The sequence below is a fragment of the Cellulomonas carbonis genome (assembly GCF_014636275.1).
In the GTDB taxonomy this organism is placed as follows: Bacteria; Actinomycetota; Actinomycetes; order Actinomycetales; family Cellulomonadaceae; genus Actinotalea; species Actinotalea carbonis.
Map to the genome: position 1 here is coordinate 107,869 of NZ_BMEB01000001.1, position 25,951 is coordinate 133,819.

Sequence of the window (25,951 nt, forward strand, 5' to 3'; positions counted from 1 at the left end):
TCCTGGGTCAGCCGGCGGGGCCGGGAACGGGATCGGGAACGGGGTCGGGAACGGGGTGCGCCGCACCGGGCGGTGCGGGCGTGCCGGGCACGAAGGCGGTGAGGCGTCCGGACGCGACCGAGCCGTCGTCGGCGCGCACGAGCAGGGTCGCCCCGGCGGGGTCGGGCACGACCGGGACGAACGTGTGCGTGAAGGCGCCGTCGGCGTCCGCGGTGGTCGTCGCCGTCGTCACGTCGGCCTCGGCGACCACCGTGAGCTCGACCGCGGCGGCGGACGGGAAGCCCCGGCCCTCGACGACGACGCCGTCGGCGCGTTCGGTGAGCCCGAGCCGCGGCCCCGTCGGGGTCTCCTCGACTGCCGGCCCGGGGAGCACCTCGACGGCGTACGCGGCGCTCGCCGTGAGGTCGTGCGCGCCGCCGTCGGGGCACAGGCCGGTCCCTCCCGGCTCTCCCTCGCCCGGGGGCCGGACGAGCGAGCGGCACCTGCGGCACATCGCCCAGCCCCGTTCGGCGCGCTCGGGCGGGGCGCTCTGGTGGACGCCGTACAGCTCGCTGTCGACGGTCAGGTGCGGCGCCGTCCCGACGCACAGCCCGGGCTCGTGGCCCTGGACGAGGGCCTGGCACCTGCGGCACCAGCGCCACCCGGTCTCGCCGCCCTCGGGCGCCCCGAACTGGGGCACCGCGTAGGCGGCGCTCGCCGTGAGGTCGTGCGTACCGGCCACCGCGCACGGTCCCTCGCCGAGCCACAGCGACGTCAGCACGTGGCACGCGCCGCAGCGTCGCCAGCCCGGCTCGCCCGCGAGGACCGAGCTGAGGTGCAGGTGACGCTCGAGCTCGTCCGGCTGGTGCGTCCCACCCGCGACGCACGGCCCCGGGTCGAACCCGGTGAAGACGAGCACCCGGCACGCGACGCACGCCTGCCAGCCGCCCTGCGCACCGGGCGGCGCCGGCCCGGTGCCGACGCGGTAGGCCAGGGCGCCCGTGAGCGCGTGCGGGCCGCCCGCCGCGCACGGCCCTGCAGCGGCGTCGGCCGCCTCGACCTGGGAGAGCAGGCCGCACCCCGTGCAGGCCTGCCAGCCACCCTCCGATCCGGGCGACCCCGCGCCGAACGGCACGGCGTAGAGCTCGACCCCGGTCAGGCGGTGCTGCTCGCCGTCGTGGCACACGCCCGCGCCGAACGTGATGACCACGCCCTGGCACTCCGAGCACCACGCCCACCACGTCTGGACGCCGGCCCGGACGACGGGCACGGAGTAGGCGTGGCCGGCGGACAGGTCGTGGTCGCCGCCCGCGAAGCACCGCCGGGACCCGACGGCCGTGTCGTTGAGGCACTGGCAGCGGCTGCACCAGCGCCAGCCCGCCTCCTCGTCGTCGGCGGCGGTGCCGAAGCGGACGCTGAGCGCGGTGAAGGGCGCGTGCTCGTGGGGGGCCCCGTCGTGGCACACGCCGGGGGCGCCCGTGAAGACGAGGCGCGCGCACCTCGTGCACGCGCTCCACCCGGGCTGGAGGTCCGGCGCCTGCGCACCCGTGACGTGGACGCGGTAGTCGGCGCCGAACGTGAAGTCGTGCATGTCCTGGTCGAGGCACCCGCCGGGCGGCACGCGCGTGCTGATGAGCCCTTGGCAGCGTCGGCACACGCGCCACCCGGCCTGCTGCTCCATCGTGACCTCCTCGCTCGCCGTCAGGTCCGTCGGTCCACGGGGACGAGCCGGTCGAACGCGAGCCCGCTCGCGCCCTCCCCGCGTCCCGTGACCTTCCGGCGCGACCGCCACACGTGCCGCGACCCGTCGTGCCACCGCGCGAGCTGCCACGTCCGGACCACCTGGACGCCCGCGCGGGGCACCTCCTCCTCGTGCAGCCACGAGCCGAGCGGTGGCACGAGCGGCCCGAGCGGCGCCGCCTCGACGGCGTGGTCCTCCACGAGCCGCGTCACCGGGACGACCCGCAGCCGCACGGACTCCTGGTCGGCGAGCTGCTCGGGCACCAGGGGGAACCAGTGGTCCGGCACCTCGCTCACGACGCGGTAGAGCGGGTGGTCGCCCGCACGCGTCCCGGGCTCCGCGGACGCCGGTCGGTCGAGGTCGCGCGGCCGGCCGTGGTCGTCGGCCACGACCGCCTCGACCGCCCACGCGACGTTCGCCATCTCGTCCCTCATGAGGAACGCCACGTCCGTCGGCGGGCTCTCGAGCCAGTCGGGCAGCGCGGGTGCGAGGAGGAACCACGGGCTCGTCGGCCGCTCCTGACCCGGTTCGAGGTCCGCACCGGCCGAGGTGAGCGCGAACAGGTTCCAGCCGTCGTGGTCCGCGCCGACGGCGGAGAGCTCGGTGACCTCGCCGAACACGTCGTGCACGGTGAACCGCGTGATGCGGCTCAGGCTCGCCACGGGCGTCCGGACCGGCAGGACGAACCAGTCGTTGCCGTACACGGTCGCGAACGAGACGAGCATGAGGCGGCCGAGGTCGATGGGTCCGGCGTCGACCGCGCCGGGGTCGAACCGGGCGTCCTCCATCTCCCAGAAGCGCGGTGCGGGCATCCCGCCGAAGCGGGCGGGAGCCGGCAGGGCGCGCTGCTCGACGACCTCGGGTGTCCCCGCCTCGGCCCCGCCGGCGTCCACCGCGTCCAGGGCGTCCAGGGCGGGCCAGTCCAGGCGACCGCCCGGGTACTCCTCGGACCGCAGCTCGACGGTCGGCAGGGTCGAGGATCGCAGCGCGAACGCGTGCTCGAGGCGGTGCTCGTCCCAGCAGTCCTCCTCACGCGGGACGTCGGCGGGGACGCTCGCGGCCCACCACCCGAGCCACTCGTCGGCCAGCGCCGCGAGCGCCTCGGCGTCGAGGGTGACGTCGCCCGCCGTACGGAGCGCCTCGACGGCGGCCGCGCGCGACGCCGGGACCGCGAGCCTGCCGAGCAGGTCCGCGAGCGCCGCCCCGTCGGGCACGGCCGAGCGGACGCGGGCGTCGGCCGGGTCGACCGACCCGGGCGGGAACGGGCAGGCGGCGACGAAGGCCGCGAGGTCGGCGGCGGCCCCGCGCGTCGTCAGCAGGCGGCGCAGGCGCACGCCGCCGGCCAGACGCAGGCGCGGCGGCGCCCCGTCGCCGTGCTCCTCGACGAGCCGCTCGAGCGGGACGTCGCGTGGTGCGGGCAGCCACGTCCCGGCACCACGCGGGCGCCACTGGTCCAGGAGGTGCGCCTCGACCGTCACGTCGACCCAGGCGGGCGACCCCGTGTTCTCGTGCCGCAGCTCGCCGAGCTGCCACTGGCGGGCGACGAACCAGAGCGGGTCGTGCACGCGGGCCGCGAGACCCTCGTCGATCCCGGGGCCGCGCGTCGGGGTCTCGTACCGGCTCATGAGTCCACCCGGGAGGGGACGGGCAGGACGGTCCGCAGCTCGGGGACGTCGGCGAGGTCGAGCGAGCGGACGCGCGCGAGGAGGAGCAGCTCGTCGACGCACGCGTGCAGGTCCTCGGCGCACCAGCCGCGCGCGGGGTCCGGCGGCACGGCGAGGAGCAGCGCGTGGGGTGCGCGCGCGCCCGGCCGGTCGAACTCGAACGCCACGCCGACCACCTCCTCGGGACCGTGGTCTCCCGGCGCCGCCGGGACCACCTCCGTCCACTCGTCGACCACGAGGCCGCGGACCGGTCCGGTGGCCGCCTGCCCCGGCTCGCGACCGAGGACCAGCGCGGTGCGGGGCCGCGGCTCGTCGGACGCAGGGGCCTGCGCGAGCCACGGCCCGGGAGACCCGGAGACGGGCTGGGCCACGACGTGCCCGACCGCGGCGGCACCCCGCAGGAGCTCGGCGGCGACGTCGGCGTCCTGCAGCGCCGCCGTCCGCGGCCGCACGAGCGACGCGTCGCGCAGCCACGCGTCGACCGCGTCCTGGTCGACGGGCGGGTCCGGTGGCGGCGGCAGGGGACGCGCGAGCGTCGGGACGACCCGGAGCGCGGGGTGCGCGGGCGCGGTGCGCGCGAGGACGTCCGCACGCCAGGCGTCCGCCTCGACCGGTCGGTCCGCGGGAGGCGGCGGCGGGATCTCGGTGAGGTCGGCCCGCGCGAGCAGCGCACGCGCCGACGCGACGTCGTCGACGGCGAGGCCGAGGGACCGCATCCGCGCGACGACCTCGGCGTGCGCGGCGTCGCCGGCCGTGCCGGCCGGGCCCACGGCGTCGAGCGCGGGCACTGCCTCGCGCACCTCGGCGAGCCACCCGCCGACGCGCCCCCGAAGGCCCTCCAGGTCGTCGGCCCCCGCGTCCGGCTCCGTGGGCGCGAGGTGCGCGGGGCCGAGCGGGGTCGACCCGGCGAGGACGGCCCGCAGGCGGTCGCAGACCACGACGACGTCGTCGACGGTCGCGGCGTCGACGTCGGCCCCGAGGACCTCCCGGACGGTCCGCTCGGACGCGAGCACGAGCTCGGTCGCGCACCAGCCCGTCCGCGCCAGCGCGGCCCCGCCGAGGCCGGCCGCCGGACCGAGGCGGCTGCGGAGCCACGCCTCGACGCCCGGTTCGAGCCGCACGAGCGGCCGGTCGTCCGGCCAGCCCGGGGGGAGCCGGTCCGGCAGCAGCACGCCGACGTGGTGGGTCACGGCCACGCCCGACCGAGGCGTGCGCAGGACGTCGTACTCGCCCGGGAGCTCCTGGCCCCGGCCGATGCCGTCGGCCGCGACGCCGGCCCGCACGGGGTTGCCGCCCACGAGCTGGTGCACGCTCTCCGCGAGCAGCAGGTCCGCGACCGCGTCGAACGTCTCGTCCAGCTCGCCGACGAGGCGGGCGACCACGGCCGCGTGCTCCCCGGTGTCGACCTTGCGGCCCGCGTCGCGCCGCAGGGCCTGCCCGTCGACGACGTCGCGTGCGCCGACCGCGACGAGCGCGGCGTGCGACTCCTCGAGGGCGTGCGGCAGGGGGTACGCCGCGCGGAAGGGCGCGACGAGGACGTCGAGCCGCGCGTCGTGCAGCGCGCGCTCGAACTGGTAGCCGAGCAGGGCCGCGACCGGCTGGCCCTGCCGCACGCCCTGGACCATCGCCTCGGCGTGCCGGACCCGCGCGGACTGCAGGTCCACCGCGAAGGCACCGCGGTCGCTGTGCGCGCTCCACCCCGAGCGCAGGACGGCGGCCGTCGTCGCGTGGTGCATCGACGGCGTCACGACGTAGCCCTCGCGCGCCGGCTCGGGGTCGACCGGCTCGACGTCGGTGAGCAGGCCGTAGGCGCCGGTCCGCAAGCCCGTCGGCGCCCCTGCGCGCAGCCCGGCGAGGCGTGCCGTGGCCAGCGAGGTGACCCACGCGTCGACGCGGTGCGACGCGAGGCTCATCGCGTCGCGCAGGAGCGCGTCCCCGTGCGCCAGGTCGCGCGCGACGTCACGTTCGACGGTCGCGTACTGCGCGAAGAGGTCCCGCCACGGACCGGCCCGGCGAGCCCGCTCGGCGACCTGCTCGGCCGGCGCCGGCCCCGAGGAGACGATGTTGCGCAGGGTGTTCGCCACGTCGAGCGCCTGCGTGTGGAACGCCGTCCGGGTCGGCACCGATCGCAGCTGCTCGAGCGCGGTGACGGCGGGCACGTAGACCTCGTCGAACCGGTCGGGGTCGGGCGGCAGCGACGTCTCGCGCATCCGGGCGATCCCCTCGTCGACGAGCGCGAGGAGACGCGTGAGGAGGCTCCGGGACGCGATCGCGGCGACCTCCGGCGGCAGCTGACCCACCGGTGCGACGTCGCCGGAGGTGTCACCCCGGTCGGCCAGCGGCGTGCCGACCGGCTGGAGCCACGCGAGGACCATCGAGGCGGGGACGGCGCCCACGGCGACGCGAGGCGGCCGGCTGAGCGCCTCGGTCCTCGTCGCCGCCCACAGGTGCTCGAGCCGGCCGGGAGCCGGTTCGCGGCTCAGGACGTCGAGCAGCACCGCGTCCTGGTCGGTGCCCTCGCCGATCTGGACAGCGCGGTGGGCGAGGTCGGCGAAGGCGGCCGCGAAGGACGCGACGACCCGCACGAGACCCGGGTCGACGTCGTCGCCGCGCCACAGGTCCAGCGAGCTGACGGGGAGCACGCCGTAGGGCTGGCGGCCCACGCGCAGCGTCGGCAGCGGGCCGCGCGGGCGCACGTGCCGCGCGACGTGGTCGCGCAGGACGGCGTACCAGGGTGCCGTCACGGGCACGAGCTCCAGGCCGAGCCGTGAGCGCGGGCCGAACGCGGGGGAGAACGCCATGTGGTCGGCCTGGAGGCGGTTGAGGCGGGCGATCAGCCGCTCGTCGCCCGCGGCGGGCTCGGTGACGGCGGCGAGCACGCGCCGGCCGTCGACCCCGAGGGCGCGGGCCAGGCGCGCGGCGTCGTCGTCCCCGGCCGGGTCGAACGCGGCGCGGCGCGCGTCCGCGGCCTCGGGGTCGGGTGGCACCTCGCGCGACCGCCACCCGCTGCGGCTCGCAGGGGTGTTGTTCGTGGGGGTGCCGATCGGCAGGGTCGACAGGCCCGCCGCGTACGCGTGCGCCTCGAGCAGGCGGTCGACGCGTGCCGCGGACGTGGTCGGGTCCTGCGTGCCGACGCCGACCGCGGTGAGGAGGTCGAATCTCTCGTCCGGCTCGTCGAGGTGCACGACGAGCCCCATGCCGCGCCGGACGGCGGCGTCGAAGTCCGCGAGCCAGCGGCTGCCGGGGTCCAGCACGGACTCCGGGTCGTCGTCCGGCTCGCCGTCGTCCCGCTCGGGATGGGGGTCGAGGCCCACGCCGAGCACGTCGGGCACGGGTTCCCCGGTGCGGCGCCAGACGAGCTGCCCGGCGCGGTAGGCGGAGAACACGAAGTGGTCAGGGAGCACGGCGGTCCGCGCCGCACGCGTCCACGCCTCCTCGCGCGTGCCGGGGTCCGGACGGGGTCCCTCGCCGGGCCCCGGCGGCGCGAGCGCGAGCCGCACCCAGGTCGCGCGCGCCCCGCCGCACGCCTCGACGAGGGCCCGCCACGCGTCGCGTCGCACGGCCGCCGCGTCCTCAGGCGCCGGCGCGGCGTCGTCGGCCGCGGTCACGTCACGCCAGTACCGGGTGCCGGCCGAGCGCTCGGCCGGTGTCAGGGCCTCCTCGTGGCTGTCGACGTGGACGTCGTCGGGGTAGACGCGGATCCGCAGGTCCGCGCCGGTGCCCTGCGGCACGTACACGGCCTCGAGGCGCACGGGCAGCAGCAGCACCGGCTCGGTCGACCCGGCCGCGAACAGCGGCGAGGTCCGCGCGGCCTCGTCGTACGCCGCCCGTGCCGTCGTCAGGGCGACCTCCGCGCCCGCGACGGCCGCCGACGCGGCGTCGAGCGCGGGCTGCAGGCCCTGGACCTCGGCGAAGACGTCGGGGTTGAGCGCCTGGTCGACGACGGGCAGGGTCCCGTCGGGCTCGCGCCAGAAGTCGGCGTGGACCTCGGCGCTGCGCAGGTCGCGCAGCGCGCGCTCGTGCACCTGGCGGGCGGCGGTCACCGTCAGGCGCAGGGCCGCGAGCTCGGCCGGGTCGACGGGGGGCATCAGCCGCCACCCCCGAGGCCCGCGCCGGGCGGGACGAGCAGGGTCGCGGCCTGCACCGCGACGCGGAACGGCCGCTGGAGCGCGATCCGGGCGGTGTCGGCGGCGTCGCGGCCCCAGACCGGCACGTCGGCGGGCACGCCGGCACCGTCACCCGTCGGCGGCCCGAACGGCGTGCCCACCGAGGCGTGCCCGCGCACCACGGGGACCGACGTGACCCGTGCCGCCTCGTCGGACGGCGGCCACTCCGCGTCGGCCCAGCCGGTGAGCGGACCCGGCGTCGGACCGGGCTCGTCGAACCCGAAGCGGATGCGGTAGGCGTTCTCGGCGAAGACGAAGAACCAGCCGGGGGCGTCGGCCGTCGGGGCGCGCAGCAGCTCCGCAGTGGGGATCTCGAACGCGAACGCCGTGGTGCTCTCGTCCACGGGCAGCGCGAAGAGCGGCACCTGCGGGACGCCGGCCGGGTCGGGCAGGAGCCGCCCCGCGGCGTCGGGCGGAGCCGAGCGGATCGCCGTGACGACGGTCCCCGGGTAGCGCCGCAGCACGTCACCACGCACGAGCAGCACCGCCAGGTCGCCCGACCCGGCCGCACGCGCGCCGAGCGGGACGTCGTCCGTCCACGTCGCGACGGGCGGGACGTCCGGCGTGCCCGACGGACGGGGCCAGAAGCGGCTGAACGCGGTACCCCGACGGTCGGTCGGGAACTCGCGCCACACGAGCTCACGCATGAGCTCGCCGTTCATCCCCACGAGGAACGACTCGACGAACGCGCCGTGCGGCCGCAGCAGCGCGACCGCGTTGGCGGGGAACGCCCCGACGCCCGGGACGAGCCACTCGGGGTCCGACTCGAGCAGCGTGAGTGCCGTCGGGAGGGGGAACTCGGGTGACGCCATGAGCGGCGCGTCCGCACCGGACGCCGCGAGGCCCGGCGGCACCGTGGTCTGCGACGCGAGGCGTGACCGGTGGCTCGAGCCGGGCAGCAGCGACTCGCTCACGCGCGCCGCGAGACGCGCACCCTCGACGGGGACGCCGAGCAGCCCGGCCGAGCCGAACTGCTCGGGGTGCTCGACCAGGTCGGCGACCGTGGCCTGCGCGGCCGCGCTCGCCGCGCCGACGTCGGCCGAGATCGCGCCGACGACATCGGCGACGGTTCCCGCGGCGAGCGCCGACGCCATCGCGGGACCGGCGACCTGCTCGACGCGCGCGACGAGCGCCGCCGAGCCGACCGCGTCGCCGTTGACGGCCGCGACGCTGCCGAGCGCGGTGAGCGCGACGAGCTGCCGCGCGGTGGCCTCCGCGACGACCCCCGGGACGACCGACGCACCCGACGACGGCGACGGCGGCACGACCGGGGCGGGCACGGGCACCGTGACCGCGCCCTCGAGCGCTCGCGGGACGACACCGCGGACGGAGGCGCCCGTGCGTCGTCCGAGGCCGCCGTGGGGCCGCACGCGGCGCGCGAAGGCCGTCGTCGCGGCCCCGTCGACGAGCCGGCTCATGCGCTCCTCGAGCGCGAGCGTGGTCGACGGCGACGTGGTGGTGCGTGCGTTCGCGGGTGCCGCGAGCGCGATGAGCTCGCCGGGCTCGAGCGGGGCGACGTGGCGCGCGTGGACGCGCTCGGCGACCACGGTCGTCAGCTCGACCACGCCCCGGCGTCGGTTGGCCTCGCGGATCGCGCCGACCTGCTCCCACGCCCGGGCCATGAGCTGCTCCTGGTGCGTCCGCACGTACTCGGCACCCAGCCCGGCGGCGATCCGGTACGGGATCGACGTGTTGAGCTGCGCGAGCCAGGCCGGGCCCTCCGCGAGGAGCTCCGCGCCGACGTGTGGGCCCCCGTACAGGGGCGGTGCGAGCGCACCGACGCGGTCCGCGTCGCCGTCGCCCTCGGGGCGTACGCGTGCGGCGGGCGCCTCGACGTGGGTGGTGATGCGCTCGCGGAACCGGGCCTCGTCGTCGGCCCCGAGCCGCGGCTCGGGCTCGTCCGGGGCGCCGACCGGGACGAGCGCGCCCCGCACGCCGACCAGGAGCGGCTCGGGGGACGCGGGCGTGCCCGGCCACGGGGCCCGTGCGTCGACCACGCGCGCCGACGACGCCGCGAACGCGACCGGGTCGGCGGGGTGCAGACGCCGCACGAGCTGCTCGAAGTCGCCGCTCGGCCCGGTGGTGAACGTCCACGTGTGCAGCACGGGAAGGGTCACGGAGCCGCCGACGCCGACGTCCCAGGCGGGGGCGTGCGGCGTCTCGGGCGGGGGTGGGTCGCCCAGACCGGCCGCGACGCCGGTCGAGAAGGCGGGGACGACGCACGCGCGGTAGCGGACCCCGGGCCGGAGGCGGCGCGCGCACACGAGGCGGCCGACGGAACCGACCGGCGCGGTGCCGCCGCCGGGCAGCACCGCGCCGGAGCTCCGCTGGACGTGCGCCCACGCCCACGACTCGCGCAGGTCGGGCAGCTCGGCGACGTCCGCACGCAGCACGGGTGGGGCGCCGGGCGTGAACCCGGCCGTCGCCGCCTCGACGACCACGAGCACGAGCCACGGCCGCAGCCTGCCGTCGGCCGGTCGCGCGGGCGTGAGCAGCCACGGGAGCTCGGGCGGCGCGAGCTCCACGACGGCGAGGTAGTTCGGCTCCACGTCGACGGCCCCGTCGAGCGGGTCGGTGCGCACGACCGCGCCCGGCGCGAGACCGACGACGTCGCCGGGGCCCAGCATGCGCAGGTGCGGTCCCTCGACGGTCGAGCCCCCGGCCGTCGAGCCCTCGAGCAGGAGGGCGGGGCGCAGGGTCGGCGTCCCGAGCGTCGCCGTGGCGTCCGTCGCGACGACGGCCTCGCCGAGCGGACCCTGGAGGTAGGAGGAGATCTGGACGGTCATCGGACGGCCACCTCCCACGCCTCGACGGCGACGAGGTCGCCGAACCCCCCGAGTGCCTGCTCCATCTCGAGGACCGTCTGCTCGGGACGGACGTCCGCGGTCGCCATCGACCACGTGGAGACGGCGACGGCCGGGGGTGCGGGGACGACCTCGACGACCACCTCGGGCTCGGGCCACCAGACGCCGTCGTCGACGGACGTCGCGACCAGGACCGCGCTCAGCGCGTCGAGCCCGGTGACGTCGCCCAGCCCGGCCCGGACGGGCACGGGGAGGTCCTGGACGATCACGCGCTCCTCCCAGGACAGGTCGACCGGACGCAGCGGCGCGCCGGTCGCCGGCTCGGGCGTGAGGGTCGCGCCGGACACGAGCGGCAGGAAGGCGGGCGTCGCGAGCGCCTCGTCGTCGGACGCGGGGGCGAGGAAGTGAGCGGGCGGGAAGTCGGCGCGCAGCGGGCTCGTCCGCGCGGGCTCGCCGTCGCGCAGCCGGGCACCCACGAGGTCCCACCGCTGGGTGGGGACCGGACGCCCGTCGAGCCGCCCGATCTCGACGCCGAGCGGCACGCGGGTCTGCTGCACCGTGACCGACCCGTACGGGTCGACCACGCTCGCGGCTCCGAGCGCCTCGCGGGCCGCGTCGGTCAGGACGACCCCACGGGGTGGGTCGCCGCGGGACCGCCACGCGGCGGGGTCGGCGAGTGCCGCACGCAGGGCGGCGCCCACGTCGGGTGCGGGCGTCAGCGGGGCGGCCGGCCGGCCCCAGCCCACCTCGAAGTCGAGCGACACCTCGAACAGGAAGATGTCGATCGAGCCGCGCCCCCGCGCCAGGTACGGCGCCGGGCCCTCGAGGTGCAGCGCGAGCTGCACGCCGAGCAGCTTGCGGCCGAACGCCCGCAGCGCGAGACCCCCGCTCACGTCCGCCACGAACCGGAACGGGTCGAGCTGGAGGAGCGCGTCGAACGCGAGCCACCCGCGCAGCCCGCAGCCGGCGACCTCGGCGACGAGCTCGAGCCGCGCGCCGAGCTGCAGGGTCGTGCTGGTCACCGCGACGTACGCCTCGCACCGCAGCTCGATCCACGGGACCGGGGAGAGGTCGAGGCTGAGCCGGCGCAGGACCGGCACGCCCGCGGGCACGCGGAACGCGGGGTGGAACCCGCCCGCGCTGAGCACGAGCTCGGGGTCCGGCCCGCCGCGCGTCAGGAGGAAGATGTCGCCGGTGAGGGGCGCACCCACGATGTGCGACCCCTCGAGGCTCGCGAGGAAGGTCACGCTCGGCACGGTGGGCTCGATCAGACCCGCGAAGGTCGCACGGATGAGCACGATCGGCGCGGCGGGGTCGGGCAGCGCGACGACGATCGTGCCGAGGATCGTGAGGCGGTCGTCCACGCCCGACTCGACGAGCACGGCGACGGACAGGGTGACGACCTGCCCGCCCCAGCCGAGGCGGAACATGGGCCCGGCGACCACGGAGCCGCGCGACGCCGGGAAGACGGCGGGGAGCACCTCGAGCGCACGCTCGCCCGCGCCGACCGGGTCGGCCGGGAAGAGCAGGCCCGCGGCCGAGCCGTCCGCGACCGCCCGCAGCAGCGCGTCGCGGTCGATGCGGCGGTTGATCCCGATGACCCCACCGAGCCCCATGACGGCGAAGCCGAAGCCGATCTGCACGCCGGGCGGGGGGAACGTCGCGCCCATGATCACGAGGAGCGAGAGCGGCCTCCCGTCGGCCGCGGGGGTGAGCGCGGCGAACGCGGAGGCCGACATGGGCGGGATCTCGACGGCGAGCGCACCGACGAGGTCCGCACCCCGACGACGCAGTACGCCCGCGCCGCTGACGACGGGTACGGACACCGCGACCTCGGCCCCGGTGGGCTCGGCACCCCGGACCGCGTCGGGCGCCGGGGTGAAGCCCGGACCGGGTCGCAGGGGGAGCGCGAGGGCCAGGCCGAGGCCCTCGGCCCGCAGGTGCACCGGCACCGCGGGGAGGTCGACGTCGACGGCCGTCGTCAGCGTGACCTGCGCTCGCGGGCCGTCCGCGGCGTCCACCACGTCGACGACGACGTCGAGCCACGGCGCGGCACCGGGGCCCGGGAGGCGTGCCGACAGGGACGGGCTCCCGCCGAGCGTCGCACCGGTCCCGGGTGCGGCCCGGAGGTCGAGGTCGAGCGGGAAGGTGAGGTCCATCGGCACGAGCGCCGCGAGGAAGCCCGGTGCCAGCAGCACCTCGCCGCCCTCGAGGGCGAGGTCCGCCGACCGTGCGACCCCGTCGGCGGTGACGGCGACCGTGACCTGCGCCGAGACGGCGCCCAGGCGTACCGAGGGACCACCGGGGAGGCCCCAGACCGGGCCTGGCCCGGCGCGCTCCAGGGTGATCTCGACCCGGTCTCCGACGGCCGCGGCGGGAGTCGGTGGCGCGCCGTCGCCCAGGACCGCGGCGGCGAGCTCGGCGGAGGTGGTCCCGGACACCTGGAGCGTCGCTCCGCTCGGCAGGCCCACCACGGCTGCCGTGCCGCCCGTCAGCCCACCGGCACGGAGCACCACGGCTCGCGGCTCGCCGGGCACGACCGTGACGGCGAGCACCGCGGGGCCGCCCGAGGCGACGACGAGCGCGAGGCCGCGCGGCGAGTCGGGAGCGGGGGCGTCGCGCCAGCCGTGGACCGCGACGTGGGGTCCGGACGGCGTGCCGCCCACCAGCGTGGCGACGAGGGCGAGCACCGGCACGCCGCCGAGGTCGTCGACGCGCGCCAGGACGCGCCCGGCGAAGGGGGTCCCGTCGAACGCGGGATCCGGTCCGAGGGTCGCGAGGCGGTCGGTCAGCCGGGCCGCTGCGTCATGCAGCGCGGAGAGCCACTCGCGAGCGAGCAGCTCCAGCAGCCGGTCCCCGGCGCTCTGCGCCACCGTCCCGCGCCCGTCACTCTCGGACGGACCGGTCAGCCGTACGGGAGGGCGCTGGAGAGCCCATGGCTATCACCCTTTCGGATGAAGGCCCACGCTAGACCCGCCGTGGAAAAGGACGCAAGGGGCGAATCGGACACTGGTCACGGTCGCGACACGGCCCAGGCGCGGCCTGCGGATGGGGTCGTCGGGCGGAACGGCGCCACGAGCGCACGCACCGCATCCGTCGAGCCCCAGTCGTCGTCGAACACCGCCATGAGCGCGAGCCGCAGCCGACGTGGTCCCGGGTGACGGCTGCCGCCGTCGGCGGCTCGGGGACCGTCGCCAGGGCTCCTGTCTCGGTCGTCTCACCGGTCGTCGTGCCGGGGTGGTGGTCGATGGCCGCCCGAGGGCTTCCTGCGGGTCGGTGACATGCCGCGGGGGTACGGGCGTTCCGGGTGGGGGAGGACAACGTCGACGAGGAGAGGCATCCGGGCGAGGCGCCCACGTGCTTGTGCGTCCTTCCACTCGCGGTGGAGCCGGGCCCGCTCCTCGAGGTCGAGCCGCGAGAGGACCTGCTCGACCGCGGCGAGGATCGAGCCGCGCAGGAGCCAGGAGGCGGTGTTCTCCCGGGCGTCGACCATGATGAGCTCGGTCAGGATGGCCTGGGTCTCCCGCAGGACGTCGACGCTCTGACCGAGTGCTCGCTCGGCGTCCTCCTGGCGGTCGTCGGCCTCGGCGACGACCAGCGCACCGAAGCCTCGGATGCACTCCGCCGTGTCCCTCAGGACGACCGCGAAGACGGTGCGCAGCTCGGCGCCGTACGGGTCGTCTCGTCCCGACGTCGCTCTCGGGAGCTCGATGAGCACGACGGCGAAGAGCGAACGGATGGCCAGCAGGGCGTGCTCGAGCGCGTCGAGCCCCGAGGAGAGCACCGGCTCGACGTCCGCGGTGCCCAGCGCGCGTGAGTTGAGCCGTCGGCTGTCCTTCAGTGCCGCGATGCGCTCGGTGGCGGACGCGACGAGGAGGTTCGCCGCCCGCGCGCGTGTCATCCAGTCCTCGACGTCGGCCTGGGTGACCGGCCGCTCGTCGAGGACGTCCGCAGCCGCGTCCAGCGGAGCGGCTGCCCCGTCGGCCACGCGAACGAGGGCTCGACCCGCCGAGGCGGTGGGCATCGCGGGCGGGTACAGGACGTTGAAGGCCACTCCGACGGCGGCGCCGATCAGGGTGTTGAGGATCCTGATCTCGGCGGCCACGTCCTGGTTGGCCACGCCCAGGATGAGCATGGCGCTGATCGGTGTCTCCAGCGCCTGCTCACCGAGTCGGAGCACCTTCGCCAGCAGGAGAGAGGCGGCGATGGCCGCTCCGAGGCTCCACCAGGTCAGACCGACGACGGTGGACAGGGCCGTGGCGACGAGGACGCCCGAGAGCACCGCCCCGACCCGGACGGCGCCCATCCTGATCGTGGAGAACGCGGATGCCTGGACCACGAGGAGCGCGGTGAGCGGTCCAGTGAGGTCGATCACCCCATCGGTGAGCGCCATCGAGATGAGGTACGACACGACAGCCGCAGCCGTGAGGCGGCCGATGGTGGCCATCGTCGGCAGCAGGCGAACGGGGACGTCCCGCCAGCGCGCGGGATGGTCCGGCCAGGCCGCGGCCGCGAGACGCCGGGCCGAGGAGCCGATGTGAGCTGTGAGCGCCATCGCCCCCAGTACACCCCCTCGGGCTCCCGGGCCGGGAGACCGCATCGCACCTGGTCGTGGCCGGGCGACGGTCCGTCGGAGGGGGCTACGCGTGGTGCTGCGTCAGGAGCGGCTCCTCGGACGCGCCGGCTGCCGTGGTCGCCGACGTCGCGGCGCGGCGGGGCCAGGTCCAGGCGGAACGCAGGATGAAGGCGAGGATCAGGACCTCGACCCCGATGTGCAGGCCGTAGTAGAAGGCCCAGTCCGATGACGCCCCTGCCGCGTTGAACACCATGACCGGGACGTACAGCGATGCCACGACCAGGTTCGTAGCGCGGTTCACCTTCGCGGGCAGCGCCATGGAGAGCATCACCATCACGGCCGGGATCCCGATGACCACCACGAAGATGGTCATCAGCGTCGGGGTGATGTCGAACTCGAAGATGCCCCCACCCCGGATCTGGTCGATGGCGCCGGGCTGGTAGAGGTGGAAGTAGTCGATGTAGATGACGAAGAACATCAGGCTGGTCCACGCGGCCGCGAGCCTGGCCTGCACGGGAACCGGCGTGGTGTCGAGCAGGCTCGGGGTGCTCGTTCGGATGGTCATCGGTTCTTCCTTCGAGAGGAGCGGTCCGTCCGCTGAGGTGGCGGCGGGTCTGGGCGTGCATGCCCACTGAGGGGACGTTCCCGTCGGTCGGGTCGTCAGACGGTGACGACTCCTCCTCGGGTGGGCCGGCCCCGACGGGGCGGAAGGTGTTTCGCCGAGCGACCGAAGCGAAGACCCCCAGCCGCTGGCGTGGACCCGTACGCCGTACTCGTACGGCGTACTCGTACGCTGTACTGTGGCCGTACGCTGTACGTTCGTCAAGAGGTTCGAGCGAGCGAGAGGCACCTATTCGTGAGGGAAGAGCGCCACGTCGCGTCAGCCGCGGGGCTGAGCAAGCGGCGACTGGTGGCCGAGGCCATCCGGATCGCCGACAGCGAGGGGGTCGAAGGGCTGAGCATGCGCCGGTTGGCCAGCGCGCTCGGCGCGGGGGCGATGTCGCTCTACCACTACGTGTCGAACAAGGAGGAGCTGCTCGACGCCATGATCGACGTCGTGTTCGACGAGATCGAGCTCCCGCCCGAGGACACGGACTGGCAATCGGCGATGCGACGACGGTCGGTCTCCGCCCGGGAGGTCCTCGCGCGCCATCGATGGGCGATCGGTCTCATGGAGTCGAGGACATCGCCAGGCCCCGCACACCTGCGCCACCGTGAAGCGGTGACCGCCTGCTTGCGGAAGGCCGGCTTCTCCGTCCTGATGGCCACACACGCCAACTGGTTGCTCGACGTCTACGTCTACGGTTTCGCACTGCAGGATGCGAGTCTGCCGTTCGACACCGCCGACGAGTTCTCGGACATGGCCGAGGGCGTCTACCTGCCCCAGCTCCCTGCTGACGAGTTCCCCTACCTCAACGAGTCCGCGGCGGGGCTCGTCGCTGCCGGCTACGACCCGGCGGGGGAGTTCCTCTTCGGCCTCGACCTCGTCCTGGCCGCTCTCGAGCCCCTGAGGTCCTCCACGTAGCCGGTTGCGACGTCGTTCGGGAGGCGTGCCGCGCTGGTGGGAGGGGGCGACGCGGTCGGGAAACCTTCACCACGTGGGTGGGCCCGGGCAGCCTGGGGCGTGGCGATCCCGTCACGGTCTGCCGGTGCGACGCGTGGCTCGTCGAAGGCCTTCATGATCGTTCTTGATCCGGCGGGCGCTCTGGGCCGGACATGCAGAAGGCCCCGCCGGAGCGGGGCCTGACCTGCGGTTCTGCTTCTGCTCCCGCGACTGGACTCGAACCAGTAACCGTCCGATTAACAGTCGGATGCTCTGCCAATTGAGCTACGCGGGATCGCGCGGGTCGAAATGCTACCTGATGCCGGGGGGTGCGCCAGAACGCGGCGTGTCACCGCGAACCGGACGAGGTGTCGACCCGGGTGCGCGAGCCGCGGGGGCTCAGGAGAGCCCGGCCGCCTCCCGCACGCGGGCCTCCGCCTCGTCCACGGCGCGTGCCGTGGAGGGATCCGTGAGGTCGACGTGACCCGTGCCGATGACCTGGGTGAAGAGCCGCCCGTCGGCGTCGCGCCGGAGGACGACGCGGACCGTGCGGCGGCCCGGCAGCGCGACCTGCTCGTGGTGGACGACGGACGACTGGACGCGCTCGTGCAGCACGCGCGGGAGCCCGCCGGGTGAGCGGTCGACGAGCGCGAGCTCGGTCGCGGGTGTCCCGTCCACCCAGGTCACCGTGAGGGCGCTCGTCTCGTCCGAGAGGCGCGCGGCGTCGACGTCGGTCCACGCACGGCGCAGCACGTCCTCACCGCGGACGACGGCGAGCCCGGCACGCGTCGCGACGGCCCAGCCGTCGGCGAGCTCGGCGACGGCGAGGACGTCGGAGCGCGCGGCGCCGAGGCGCTCGCGGACGTCGTCGGGCAGGGCGGGGCGTCGTCGGAACAGCGGCATGCGCCCAACCTACGACGCCCGCCGCCGCCTCAGGTGCGGGGCTGGGCGGGGTTGGTCGGGACGCCCTGCGACGGCGGGTTCTGCACCGGCCCCTGCGTGTCGGGCGAGACCTTGCTTCCGCCCGCGGGAGCGGACGTGTCGGCGGGCGGGGCGCTCGCGTCGCCGTCGGAGGTCTCGGCGCCCTCGGCGACCGCGCGCCGACGCATCTGGAGCACCTGCACCACGGGGAGGCGGTTGCCGTGGGCTCGCTCGAACTCGAGCAGCGAGTCGATCTGGCCGACGTCGAGCGACCGGATCCGGTGGCCGAGCGCCGTCACCGAGAGGTGGTCGAAGTCAGGGATGGGCAGGTCCGTGCGTGCGGGATCAGGCATGTCGTCCTCCGTCCTGGGCGCGGTGGCCGCGCCCGGTGTCCGTGGTCGTCAGCGGCCGAGCAGCGTGACGCTGCTGCCCGTGGCATCTCCCGATCGTGCGCGACGACGCCCCGGTCGGCCACCGGAGACCGTCGGTGCCGACCCGGCGGCGACGTCGGGCACCAGCCGGAACAGCTGTCAACCATCAGCCGAAGGGCTGGAGCGGGTCGTGGGCCAGGTGGGGCTTGAACCCACGACCGACGGATTATGAGTCCGCTGCTCTGACCGGCTGAGCTACTGGCCCGCGGGCGCGAAGATATCAGCGCTCACGACGGCTCGGGCCGGGGCAGGCCGGCCAGCGTGACGGGCGCGCTAGCATCGGCCCGTGACGATGACACAGCACGCGACCGATCCGACCCCAGCAGGTGACCGGGCCGCCGGTGCGCCCGTCGACGCGGACGCGCTCGCCGCCGCGGCGTCGCTGTTCCACGGCTTCAGCGACCCCTCGCGCCTCGCGATCCTCACGCACCTCGCGCTCGGCGAGCACCGCGTCGTCGACCTCGTGCGCCACCTGGGCCTCGCGCAGTCGACCGTGTCGCAGCACCTCGCGTGCCTGCGCGACTGCGGTCTCGTCGAGGTCCGCACGCAGGGCCGCGCGTCGATGCACAGGCTGAGCCACCCGGAGGCGCTCCTGGGAGTTCTGGAGTCGGCCGAGCGGCTCCTCGGACTCACCGGCTCGGCCGTCGCGCTGTGCCCGCGGTACGGCGTCGCGACGACGGCGCAGGTGCGCCCGTGAGCGCGGCCCTGACCGCGGTCGAGCGCGAGCGCCTCACGCGGCGAGCGCTGGGCCTCGCGCGCCTGACCGTCGCCTGGAACGTCGTCGAGGGGGCCGTCGCGATCGCGGCCGGCGTCGCGGCGGGGCTCGTGTCGGTCGTCGGGTTCGGCATCGACTCGGGCATCGAGTCGGTCGCGGCCGTCCTCGTCGCGCTGCGCCTGTCCGCGCGGCTGCGTCACGGCACCGCGGACGAGCGCGCCGAACGCCGCACCCTCAAGGCGGTCGCGGTGACGTTCTTCCTGCTCGCGGCGTGGGTCACGGTCGAGGGCGTCCGCAGCCTGACCTCTGCCGAGCCGCCGGACACCTCGGTGGTCGGCATCGTGCTGCTCGCCGTGTCGCTCGTCGTCATGCCGGTCCTCGCCGAGGTCAAGCGCCGCGTGGGCCGCCGGCTCGGGGACCCGCTCGTCCTCGCCGACGCCGCCGAGACGCGCATCTGCGCCCTGCTGAGCGCCTCGACGCTGGTCGCGCTCGTCGCGTTCGCACTCACGGGTGCGGCATGGCTCGATCCGGTCGCCGGGCTCGTCATCGCGGCGTTCGCGGTGCACGAGGGTCGCGAGGCATGGGAGGGCGAGCTCGTCTGCGACGACGACCACGACGACCACGACGACGACGAGCACGACGACGACCTGCACGAGGGCGAGCCGTCGACGGAGCGCCGATGAGCGCGCACGGCCATGGGCACGGGGTCGGGACGGCGACCGGTCGTCACGGGCGCCGGCTCGTCGTCGTCCTCGTCCTGACGCTCGTCGTCGCGGTCGCCCAGGTCGTGGGCGGGCTCGTGTCGGGCTCGCTCGCGCTGCTCGCCGACGCCGGTCACATGCTGGCCGACGCGTCCGGCGTGGCCGTCGCGCTCCTGGCCGCCGGCCTCGCCGCACGACCGCCGACGAACGCGCGCACGTTCGGCCTCCAGCGCGCCGAGGTGCTCGCCGCGCTCGGCAACGCGCTCGTGCTGGCCGGCATCGCGGTGTGGGTCGTGCTCGAGGCGGTCCGCCGCTGGGACGAGCCGCCCGACGTCGCGACCGGCGTGATGCTCGCGACGGCCCTGGTCGGCCTCGCCGCGAACGGCGTCGGGCTCGCGCTCCTGCACGCGGGGCAGAAGGAGAGCCTCAACGTCCGCGGGGCGTACCTGGAGGTCCTCGGGGACCTGCTCGGGTCCGTCGCGGTCGTCGTCGCGGCCGTCGTCATCGCGGTGACCGGCTGGGCCCGGGCCGACGTCGTCGCGTCGTTCGCGATCGGCCTCCTGGTGCTGCCGCGCGCGTGGCGCCTCCTGCGCGAGGTGCTCGACGTCCTGCTGGAGGCGACGCCTCGGGGGATCGACCTCGACGACGTCCGGGCCCACGTGCGCGACGTCCGAGGCGTCGTCGACGTGCACGACCTGCACGCCTGGACCATCACGAGCGGCGCACCCGCCCTGTCCGCGCACGTCGTCGTCGACGACGAGTGCCTCGCGCAGGGCAGGTCGGGCGAGGTGCTCGACGCCCTCACGACCTGCCTCGTGAGCCACTTCGACCTGGCGCACTGCACGTTCCAGCTCGAACCCGTCGGGCACCGCGCGCACGAGCCGCACGGGCACGACTGAGGCGGCTCAGGCGTCGTCCCGCGGTGCGTGACGCTCGAGGAAGTCGAACACCTCGGTCTGGTCCACGCCGGGGAACGCCCCGGCCGGCAGCGCCGCGAGCATGCTCGCGTGCGGGCGGGCGGCCGGCCACGCGTGCCCGTCCCAGCGGCGTGCGAGCTCCTCGGGCGGGTGCCGGCAGCAGCTCGGCTCGGGGCACCGCGACTGAGCCCGCTCGGTCGTCTCGCGCCCCCGGAACCATCGCACCTGCGCGAACGGCACGCCCACGCTCACGGAGAACTCGCCGTCGGCCGAGCCCTGGACGCTCGACGTGCACCAGAACGTGCCGGCCGGGGTGTCGGTGTACTGGTAGTAGGGGCTGAACCGGTCGGGGATGCCGAACACGGTCCGCGCGGTCCACCGCCGGCAGACCGGCTGCCCCTCGATCGCGCCGAGCGGGTCGTGCGGGAAGTCGACGCCGTCGTTCTCGTACGCCTTGTGCAGCGTGCCGCTCTCGTGGACCTTCATGAAGTGCACCGGGACGTCCAGGTGCCGGGTCGCCAGGTTCGTGAAGCGGTGCGCGGCGGTCTCGTACGGCACGCCGAACGCGTCCCGCAGGTCCTCGATCGACAGCTGACGCTGCGCCTTCGCGGCGACGAGCATCGCGACCGCGGCGTCCTCGGGCACCAGGAGCGCCGCCGCGAGGTAGTTGGTCTCGACGCGCTGACGCAGGAAGTCCCCGTAGCTCGTGGGCTCGCCGTGCGCGAGCACGTGCGCCGCGATCGCCTGGAGCACCACGGATCGAGGGTCGCCGGACGTGCCGAGCCCGTGCGGCAGGTAGATCCGCCCGTGCTCGGTGTCCGTCACGGACCGGGTCGAGTGCGGCAGGTCGTGCACGTGGTGCAGCGAGAAGCCGAGGTGGGCCGCGATCTCGGCCGTCACGCGCTGCGACAGCGGCCCGCCCGTGTGGCCCACGGCCGCGAGCAGCACCTTGGCGTGCTCCTCGAGCTCGGGGAAGTAGTTGTCGCGGTCGCGCATCTGGCGACGCAGCTCGGTGTTGGCGCGTCGCGCCTCCTCGGGCGTCGCCGCGCGCTCCGTCAGCAGCCGGCTGATCTCGCGCTGCAGGCCGACGATCGTCTCGAGCGCGTCGGTCGGCAACGACCGACCCACCTTGACCTGAGGCAGGCCCAGCCCGGTGAAGAACGGTCCGCGCTGCGCGCGCTCGAGCTCGATCTCGAGCGCGGCCCGGCGCGTCGGCGGCTCGGGGGAGAGGAGGTCCGCGAGCGTCACGCCGAGCGCCGCGGCGACCTGCTGCAGCAGCGAGAGCTTGGCCTCCCGTCGGCCGTTCTCCAGCACGGAGATCTGCGACGGCGCACGGCCGACGGCGTCGCCGAGCTCGTCGAGCGTCATGCCGCGCGTCGTGCGCAGGTGGCGGACGCGGCGGCCGATGACCAGCGGGTCGACGACCGGCGTCCCGGCGTCGGGCGTCGTCGCAGGCTGGAGCGTCAGGGCGGAGGCGGTCCGCCGGTCGAGCGGGGTGCGGACCTCGTCGGTGAGAGCCATGCGAGAACGCTGGCACGGGTCACCCGCCCGTGTCCGCTTCCCCGGCGTAGAAGAACGGCGATTCTTCTCGCTCGCCGAGCCGGGAAGAGGGCTTGACCTTGCGTCAGGTTGGTCGCACGCCGTCCCGACGACGCACAGGAGACACCCCATGGCGACCACCATCGACACGACCCCCACCACCCCGACCGGTGACCCGGTCGACCGCGCGGCCGGCACGTCCGACGTCGACGGCGCCGCGGCCCCGGGCGGCGACGTCCGCACCGGTCCGCTCCCGGGCGACACGACGCAGACGGCCGACGAGCTCGCGCACGAGTGGGCGACCGACCCCCGGTGGGCGGGGATCCGTCGCGACTGGACGGCCGCCGACGTCGTCGCGCTGCGCGGCTCGGTCCGCGAGGAGCACACGCTCGCTCGGCGTGGTGCGCAGCGGCTGTGGGAGCTGCTCCACACGCGCGAGTGGGTGCCGGCGCTCGGCGCCCTCACCGGCAACCAGGCGGTGCAGCAGGTCCGGGCCGGCCTCGAGGCCATCTACCTGTCCGGCTGGCAGGTCGCGGCCGACGCGAACCTGTCGGGCCAGACCTACCCCGACCAGAGCCTCTACCCGGCCAACTCCGTGCCGGCGGTGGTGCGCCGGATCAACAACGCGCTGCTGCGCGCGGACCAGATCGAGACCGCCGAGCACGGCCGTCCGTCGCGCGAGTGGCTCGCACCCGTCGTCGCGGACGCTGAGGCCGGCTTCGGCGGCCCTCTCAACGCCTACGAGCTCATGACGGGGATGATCGCGGCCGGCGCCGCGGGCGTGCACTGGGAGGACCAGCTCGCGGCCGAGAAGAAGTGCGGGCACCTGGGCGGCAAGGTCCTCGTCCCGACGTCGCAGCACGTGCGGACGCTCAGCGCCGCCCGGCTCGCGGCCGACGTCGCCGGCGTCCCGACGCTCGTCGTCGCGCGCACCGACGCGCTCGCCGCGGACCTGCTGACGTCCGACGTCGACGAGCGCGACGCGCCGTTCCTCACGGGCGAGCGGACCGTCGAGGGCTACCACCGCGTCCGGCCCGGGCTCGACGCCGTCGTCGCGCGCAGCCTCGCCTACGCCGAGTACGCGGACCTGCTGTGGGTCGAGACGGGCGAGCCGGACCTCGGGCTCGCACGCGAGTTCGCCGAGCGCGTCCACGAGCGCTTCCCCGGCAAGCTCCTCGCCTACAACTGCTCGCCGTCGTTCAACTGGAGGGCGCACCTCGACGACGCGACGATCGCGCGCTTCCAGCGCGAGCTCGCGTCCTACGGCTACGCGTTCCAGTTCATCACCCTCGCGGGCTTCCACGCGCTCAACCACTCGATGTTCACGCTCGCCCAGGGCTACGCACGCCGCGGGATGAGCGCCTACGTCGAGCTCCAGGAGGCCGAGTTCGCGTCCGAGGCCGACGGCTACACCGCGACCCGCCACCAGCGCGAGGTCGGCACCGGGTTCTTCGACCGCGTCGCGACCACGCTCAACCCCGCCAGCGCCACCACGGCCATGGCGGGCTCCACCGAGACCGCTCAGTTCGGAGGGCAGCACCGATGACGACCACGACCGAGCGCGCCGGCACGCCGCGCGCCACCACCACCCCGTCCGCGACCACGCCGCACGCGACCACGCCGCGCGACGCGGAGGCCCGCACCACCGCCCCCCGCCCGGCAGGGACGCTGCGCGTCCTCGGGTCGCGCGTCCCCGGCTCCGACGAGATCCTCACGCCCGAGGCGCTCGCGTTCGTCGCCGAGCTGCACACCCGGTTCCTCGGGCGACGCAACGAGCTGCTGCACGCGCGCCAGGAACGACGCGACCGCTTCGCCAACGGCGCCGACCCGCAGTTCCTGCCCGAGACCCGCCACATCCGCGAGGACCCGACCTGGCGCGTCGCCGGCCCGGGCCCGGGCCTCGAGGACCGCCGGGTCGAGATCACCGGGCCGACCGACCGGAAGATGACCGTCAACGCGCTCAACTCCGGCGCCCGCGTGTGGCTCGCCGACCTGGAGGACGCGACGTCGCCGACGTGGCGCAACGTCGTCGGCGGGCAGCACAGCCTCTACGACGCGCTGCGCGGTCAGGTCGACTTCGTGAGCGCCGAGGGCAAGGAGTACCGCGTCGGGCCGACGACGCCCACCGTCGTCATGCGCCCGCGCGGTCTGCACCTCGCCGAGAAGCACCTGGCCTTCACCGGTCGCACCGGCCAGGAGGTCGCGGCGTCGGCGAGCCTCGTCGACGCGGGCCTCTACCTGTTCCACAACGCGCAGGCGCTCGTGGACGCGGGGCGCGGTCCCTACCTGTACCTGCCGAAGCTCGAGAGCCACCTCGAGGCGCGGTGGTGGGACGACGTGTTCGTCGCCGTGCAGGAGATGCTCGGCATGCCGCGCGGGACGATCCGCGCCACGGTCCTCATCGAGACGATCACCGCGGCGTTCGAGATGGAGGAGATCCTCTGGGAGCTGCGCGAGCACTGCGCGGGCCTCAACGCGGGCCGGTGGGACTACCTGTTCAGCGTGATCAAGACGTTCCGGTCGCGCGGGCGGCGGTTCGTGCTGCCGGACCGGTCCCGGCTCACGATGACGGTGCCGTTCATGCGTGCCTACACCGAGCTGCTCGTGGCGACGTGCCACCGTCGCGGCGCGCACGCCATCGGCGGGATGTCGGCGTTCATCCCCAACCGCCGCGACCCCGAGGCGACCGAGCGCGCTCTCGCCCAGGTCCGCGCCGACAAGGAGCGCGAGGCCACGGCCGGCTACGACGGGTCGTGGGTCGCGCACCCGGACCTCGTGCCCGTGGCGCGCGAGGTGTTCGACGACGTGCTCGGGGCGCGGCCCGACCAGCGGCACCGGCTCCGCGACGACGTGCACGTCACCGCGGCCGACCTCCTCGACGTGGGGTCCGTCCCCGGCGCGGTCACCGACGCGGGCGTGCGGGCCAACGTGTCGGTCGCGCTGCGCTACCTCGAGTCGTGGCTGCGCGGGACGGGCGCCGCGGCGATCGACGGCCTCATGGAGGACGCCGCCACCGCGGAGATCTCGCGCTCGCAGCTGTGGCAGTGGATCCACCACGAGGTGCGGACCGAGGAGGGCACGCGCGTCACGCGCGCCGCTGTCGAGCAGGTGCTCGAGGAGGTGCTCGCCGCGCAGCCGCGCGGCGCGGGGGACCGGTTCGACGACGCCGCGACCGTGCTGCGCCAGGTCGCGCTCGGCGAGGACTACCCGACGTTCCTCACGCTGTGCCCGTACTCGCAGCTCCTCGTCGAGCCGCAGGCCGGAGCCGGGCGCTGATCAGACGGACGTCTGGAGGACCGTCCCGACGAGCAGGAGGAGCGAGCCGCCGGCGAGCAGCGCGACCGCGCGCCGGAAGGTCAGCCGCTCGTCGTCGGGACGGTCCGCCTGACCTTGGCGGAAGGCGAGGACGAGGGCGGCGGCACCCGCGAGCGTCACGAGAGCCCCGAGCACGGTGATGGTGAGCGGCACCCGGACAGTCTGCCGTGCCGTGCGAGGTCGTACGAGGCCGCGTCAGACGCTCGGTCGTCGATGCCGGGCGCGGCGGCCGGCCCGGACGACGGAGGGCCGGGGTGGACGTGCCACCCCGGCCCTCCGCGGACGCCAGCTCAGATCGAGCCGCCGGTCGGGTAGGACGTGCCGGTCGAGCCGGGGCGGCCGTTCTCGGTCTCGTCCGTGCCCGCCGTCGTGAACGTGCCGAGCTCGTCCGGCGTGTCCGGCGAGGGGGACGTCGCACCGGAGGACGAGCCGCCCGTCAGCTTGTCCTTGAGCTCGGGCGCCTTCTCCTTGACGAAGCCCGTCGCCTTCTCGCTGACGCCCGAGACGCTCTCCTGGACCTTGGGGTTCTCCCAGACCTTCTGCGCCTGCGTCTTGATCTTCTCGAACTGCTGACGGCCCGCGCGCGTCCCGAGCACGTAACCGACCGCGCTCCCGACCAGGAATGCTGCCTTCGTCCGCATGATGAGGTCCCTTCCGTCGACTGGGGTGCGCCGGCGAGCGCACACCGGCGCCGCGTCGCCGTGGTGACCGGGGTCACCGGGGCGTGCCGCTCGCTGCGAGCCTAGATCGGGGCGTCGGACGACGCGCGGCCAACGAGGGACCGACCTCGCGGAGTCGGCCGAGCGGCGTTCCGCCGACCTCGCGGAGTCGCCCGAGCGGCGTCCGGCCGGCCTCGCGCCGACATCCGGCCGACCTGTCGGCGGCTGCCCGGTGAACCGTCACGGCGTGCGCGCCGGGCAGCAGGTGGCACGTCCGCCC

18 protein-coding genes and 2 tRNA genes are annotated in these 25,951 nt (G+C 75.5%); 6 read left to right on the forward strand and 14 right to left on the reverse strand.

Going from position 1 to position 25,951, the window contains the following annotated elements; translation table 11 throughout:
- Positions 1–7 precede the first annotated feature (7 nt).
- The 7 genes from IEV86_RS00470 to IEV86_RS00500 all read right to left on the reverse strand — a co-directional run bounded on the left by IEV86_RS00470 (position 8) and on the right by IEV86_RS00500 (position 15,495).
- Positions 8–1,660 carry a hypothetical protein gene (locus IEV86_RS00470; protein ID WP_081978541.1) on the reverse strand — a complete coding sequence of 551 codons (1,653 nt, stop codon included), beginning with the start codon at positions 1,658–1,660 and terminating at the stop codon, positions 8–10.
- Positions 1,661–1,680: 20 nt separating this feature from the next.
- Positions 1,681–3,345, reverse strand: a complete 1,665-nt coding sequence (locus tag IEV86_RS00475) for a hypothetical protein (protein WP_188484513.1) — start codon at positions 3,343–3,345, stop codon at positions 1,681–1,683.
- The gene (locus IEV86_RS00480; RefSeq protein ID WP_043606648.1) at positions 3,342–7,472 is read right to left on the reverse strand and encodes a hypothetical protein; all 4,131 of its coding nucleotides are present in this window, start codon (positions 7,470–7,472) and stop codon (positions 3,342–3,344) included. The genes IEV86_RS00475 and IEV86_RS00480 overlap by 4 nt, the downstream gene beginning before the upstream one ends.
- Entirely contained in the window at positions 7,472–10,336 is a 2,865-nt protein-coding gene (locus tag IEV86_RS00485; protein ID WP_052426209.1) for a hypothetical protein, read from the reverse strand. Before IEV86_RS00485 ends, IEV86_RS00480 begins: the two co-directional genes overlap by 1 nt.
- The gene (locus tag IEV86_RS00490; RefSeq protein WP_043606650.1) at positions 10,333–13,227 is read right to left on the reverse strand and encodes a DUF6603 domain-containing protein; all 2,895 of its coding nucleotides are present in this window, start codon (positions 13,225–13,227) and stop codon (positions 10,333–10,335) included. Before IEV86_RS00490 ends, IEV86_RS00485 begins: the two co-directional genes overlap by 4 nt.
- A 344-nt stretch (positions 13,228–13,571) precedes the next feature.
- The gene (locus IEV86_RS00495; protein WP_052426210.1) at positions 13,572–14,909 is read right to left on the reverse strand and encodes an FUSC family protein; all 1,338 of its coding nucleotides are present in this window, start codon (positions 14,907–14,909) and stop codon (positions 13,572–13,574) included.
- 85 nt (positions 14,910–14,994) lie between these two features.
- Entirely contained in the window at positions 14,995–15,495 is a 501-nt protein-coding gene (locus IEV86_RS00500) for a DUF6326 family protein (RefSeq protein ID WP_043606654.1), read from the reverse strand.
- Between the two features lie 345 nt (positions 15,496–15,840).
- On the opposite strand from IEV86_RS00500, the gene IEV86_RS00505 reads away from it, so the two are divergent.
- Positions 15,841–16,455 carry a TetR/AcrR family transcriptional regulator gene (locus tag IEV86_RS00505; protein ID WP_229734420.1) on the forward strand — a complete coding sequence of 205 codons (615 nt, stop codon included), beginning with the start codon at positions 15,841–15,843 and terminating at the stop codon, positions 16,453–16,455.
- Positions 16,456–16,695: 240 nt separating this feature from the next.
- Here the strand turns inward: IEV86_RS00505 and IEV86_RS00510 are convergent.
- The 4 genes from IEV86_RS00510 to IEV86_RS00525 form a co-directional block, all read right to left on the reverse strand.
- Positions 16,696–16,768 (reverse strand) — tRNA-Asn (locus IEV86_RS00510).
- A gap of 104 nt (positions 16,769–16,872) precedes the next feature.
- Positions 16,873–17,376 (reverse strand): hypothetical protein, encoded by a 504-nt coding sequence (locus IEV86_RS00515; protein WP_043606660.1) that lies wholly within the window; start codon positions 17,374–17,376, stop codon positions 16,873–16,875.
- 29 nt (positions 17,377–17,405) lie between these two features.
- Complete coding sequence (locus IEV86_RS00520; protein ID WP_043606662.1) at positions 17,406–17,747, reverse strand: DUF8129 domain-containing protein; 342 nt, start codon at positions 17,745–17,747, stop codon at positions 17,406–17,408.
- 209 nt (positions 17,748–17,956) lie between these two features.
- Positions 17,957–18,030 (reverse strand) — tRNA-Ile (locus tag IEV86_RS00525).
- An 87-nt stretch (positions 18,031–18,117) separates the two neighbouring features.
- Here IEV86_RS00525 and IEV86_RS00530 point away from each other — a divergent pair.
- From IEV86_RS00530 to IEV86_RS00540, 3 genes are read left to right on the forward strand one after another with little or no spacing between them, the layout of a single operon-like run.
- Positions 18,118–18,522, forward strand: a complete 405-nt coding sequence (locus IEV86_RS00530; protein WP_052426212.1) for an ArsR/SmtB family transcription factor — start codon at positions 18,118–18,120, stop codon at positions 18,520–18,522.
- The gene (locus IEV86_RS00535; RefSeq protein ID WP_052426213.1) at positions 18,519–19,223 is read left to right on the forward strand and encodes a cation diffusion facilitator family transporter; all 705 of its coding nucleotides are present in this window, start codon (positions 18,519–18,521) and stop codon (positions 19,221–19,223) included. Before IEV86_RS00530 ends, IEV86_RS00535 begins: the two co-directional genes overlap by 4 nt.
- The gene (locus IEV86_RS00540; RefSeq protein ID WP_043606665.1) at positions 19,220–20,140 is read left to right on the forward strand and encodes a cation diffusion facilitator family transporter; all 921 of its coding nucleotides are present in this window, start codon (positions 19,220–19,222) and stop codon (positions 20,138–20,140) included. The genes IEV86_RS00535 and IEV86_RS00540 overlap by 4 nt, the downstream gene beginning before the upstream one ends.
- 6 nt (positions 20,141–20,146) lie before the next feature.
- Here the strand turns inward: IEV86_RS00540 and IEV86_RS00545 are convergent, their stop codons facing one another.
- Complete coding sequence (locus IEV86_RS00545; RefSeq protein ID WP_081978729.1) at positions 20,147–21,679, reverse strand: helix-turn-helix transcriptional regulator; 1,533 nt, start codon at positions 21,677–21,679, stop codon at positions 20,147–20,149.
- Between the two features lie 148 nt (positions 21,680–21,827).
- Between IEV86_RS00545 and aceA the strand changes: the two genes are divergently transcribed.
- Together aceA and aceB are read left to right on the forward strand one after the other, a co-directional pair.
- Entirely contained in the window at positions 21,828–23,243 is a 1,416-nt protein-coding gene (aceA, locus tag IEV86_RS00550) for an isocitrate lyase (RefSeq protein WP_081978730.1), read from the forward strand.
- Positions 23,240–24,973 carry a malate synthase A gene (gene aceB / locus IEV86_RS00555; protein WP_081978731.1) on the forward strand — a complete coding sequence of 578 codons (1,734 nt, stop codon included), beginning with the start codon at positions 23,240–23,242 and terminating at the stop codon, positions 24,971–24,973. Before aceA ends, aceB begins: the two co-directional genes overlap by 4 nt.
- Here the strand turns inward: aceB and IEV86_RS00560 are convergent, their stop codons facing one another.
- Together IEV86_RS00560 and IEV86_RS00565 are read right to left on the reverse strand one after the other, a co-directional pair.
- Positions 24,974–25,165 carry a hypothetical protein gene (locus IEV86_RS00560; protein ID WP_043606668.1) on the reverse strand — a complete coding sequence of 64 codons (192 nt, stop codon included), beginning with the start codon at positions 25,163–25,165 and terminating at the stop codon, positions 24,974–24,976. It lies immediately after the preceding gene.
- Between the two features lie 137 nt (positions 25,166–25,302).
- Positions 25,303–25,653, reverse strand: a complete 351-nt coding sequence (locus tag IEV86_RS00565; protein ID WP_043606669.1) for a YtxH domain-containing protein — start codon at positions 25,651–25,653, stop codon at positions 25,303–25,305.
- Positions 25,654–25,951 lie beyond the last annotated feature (298 nt).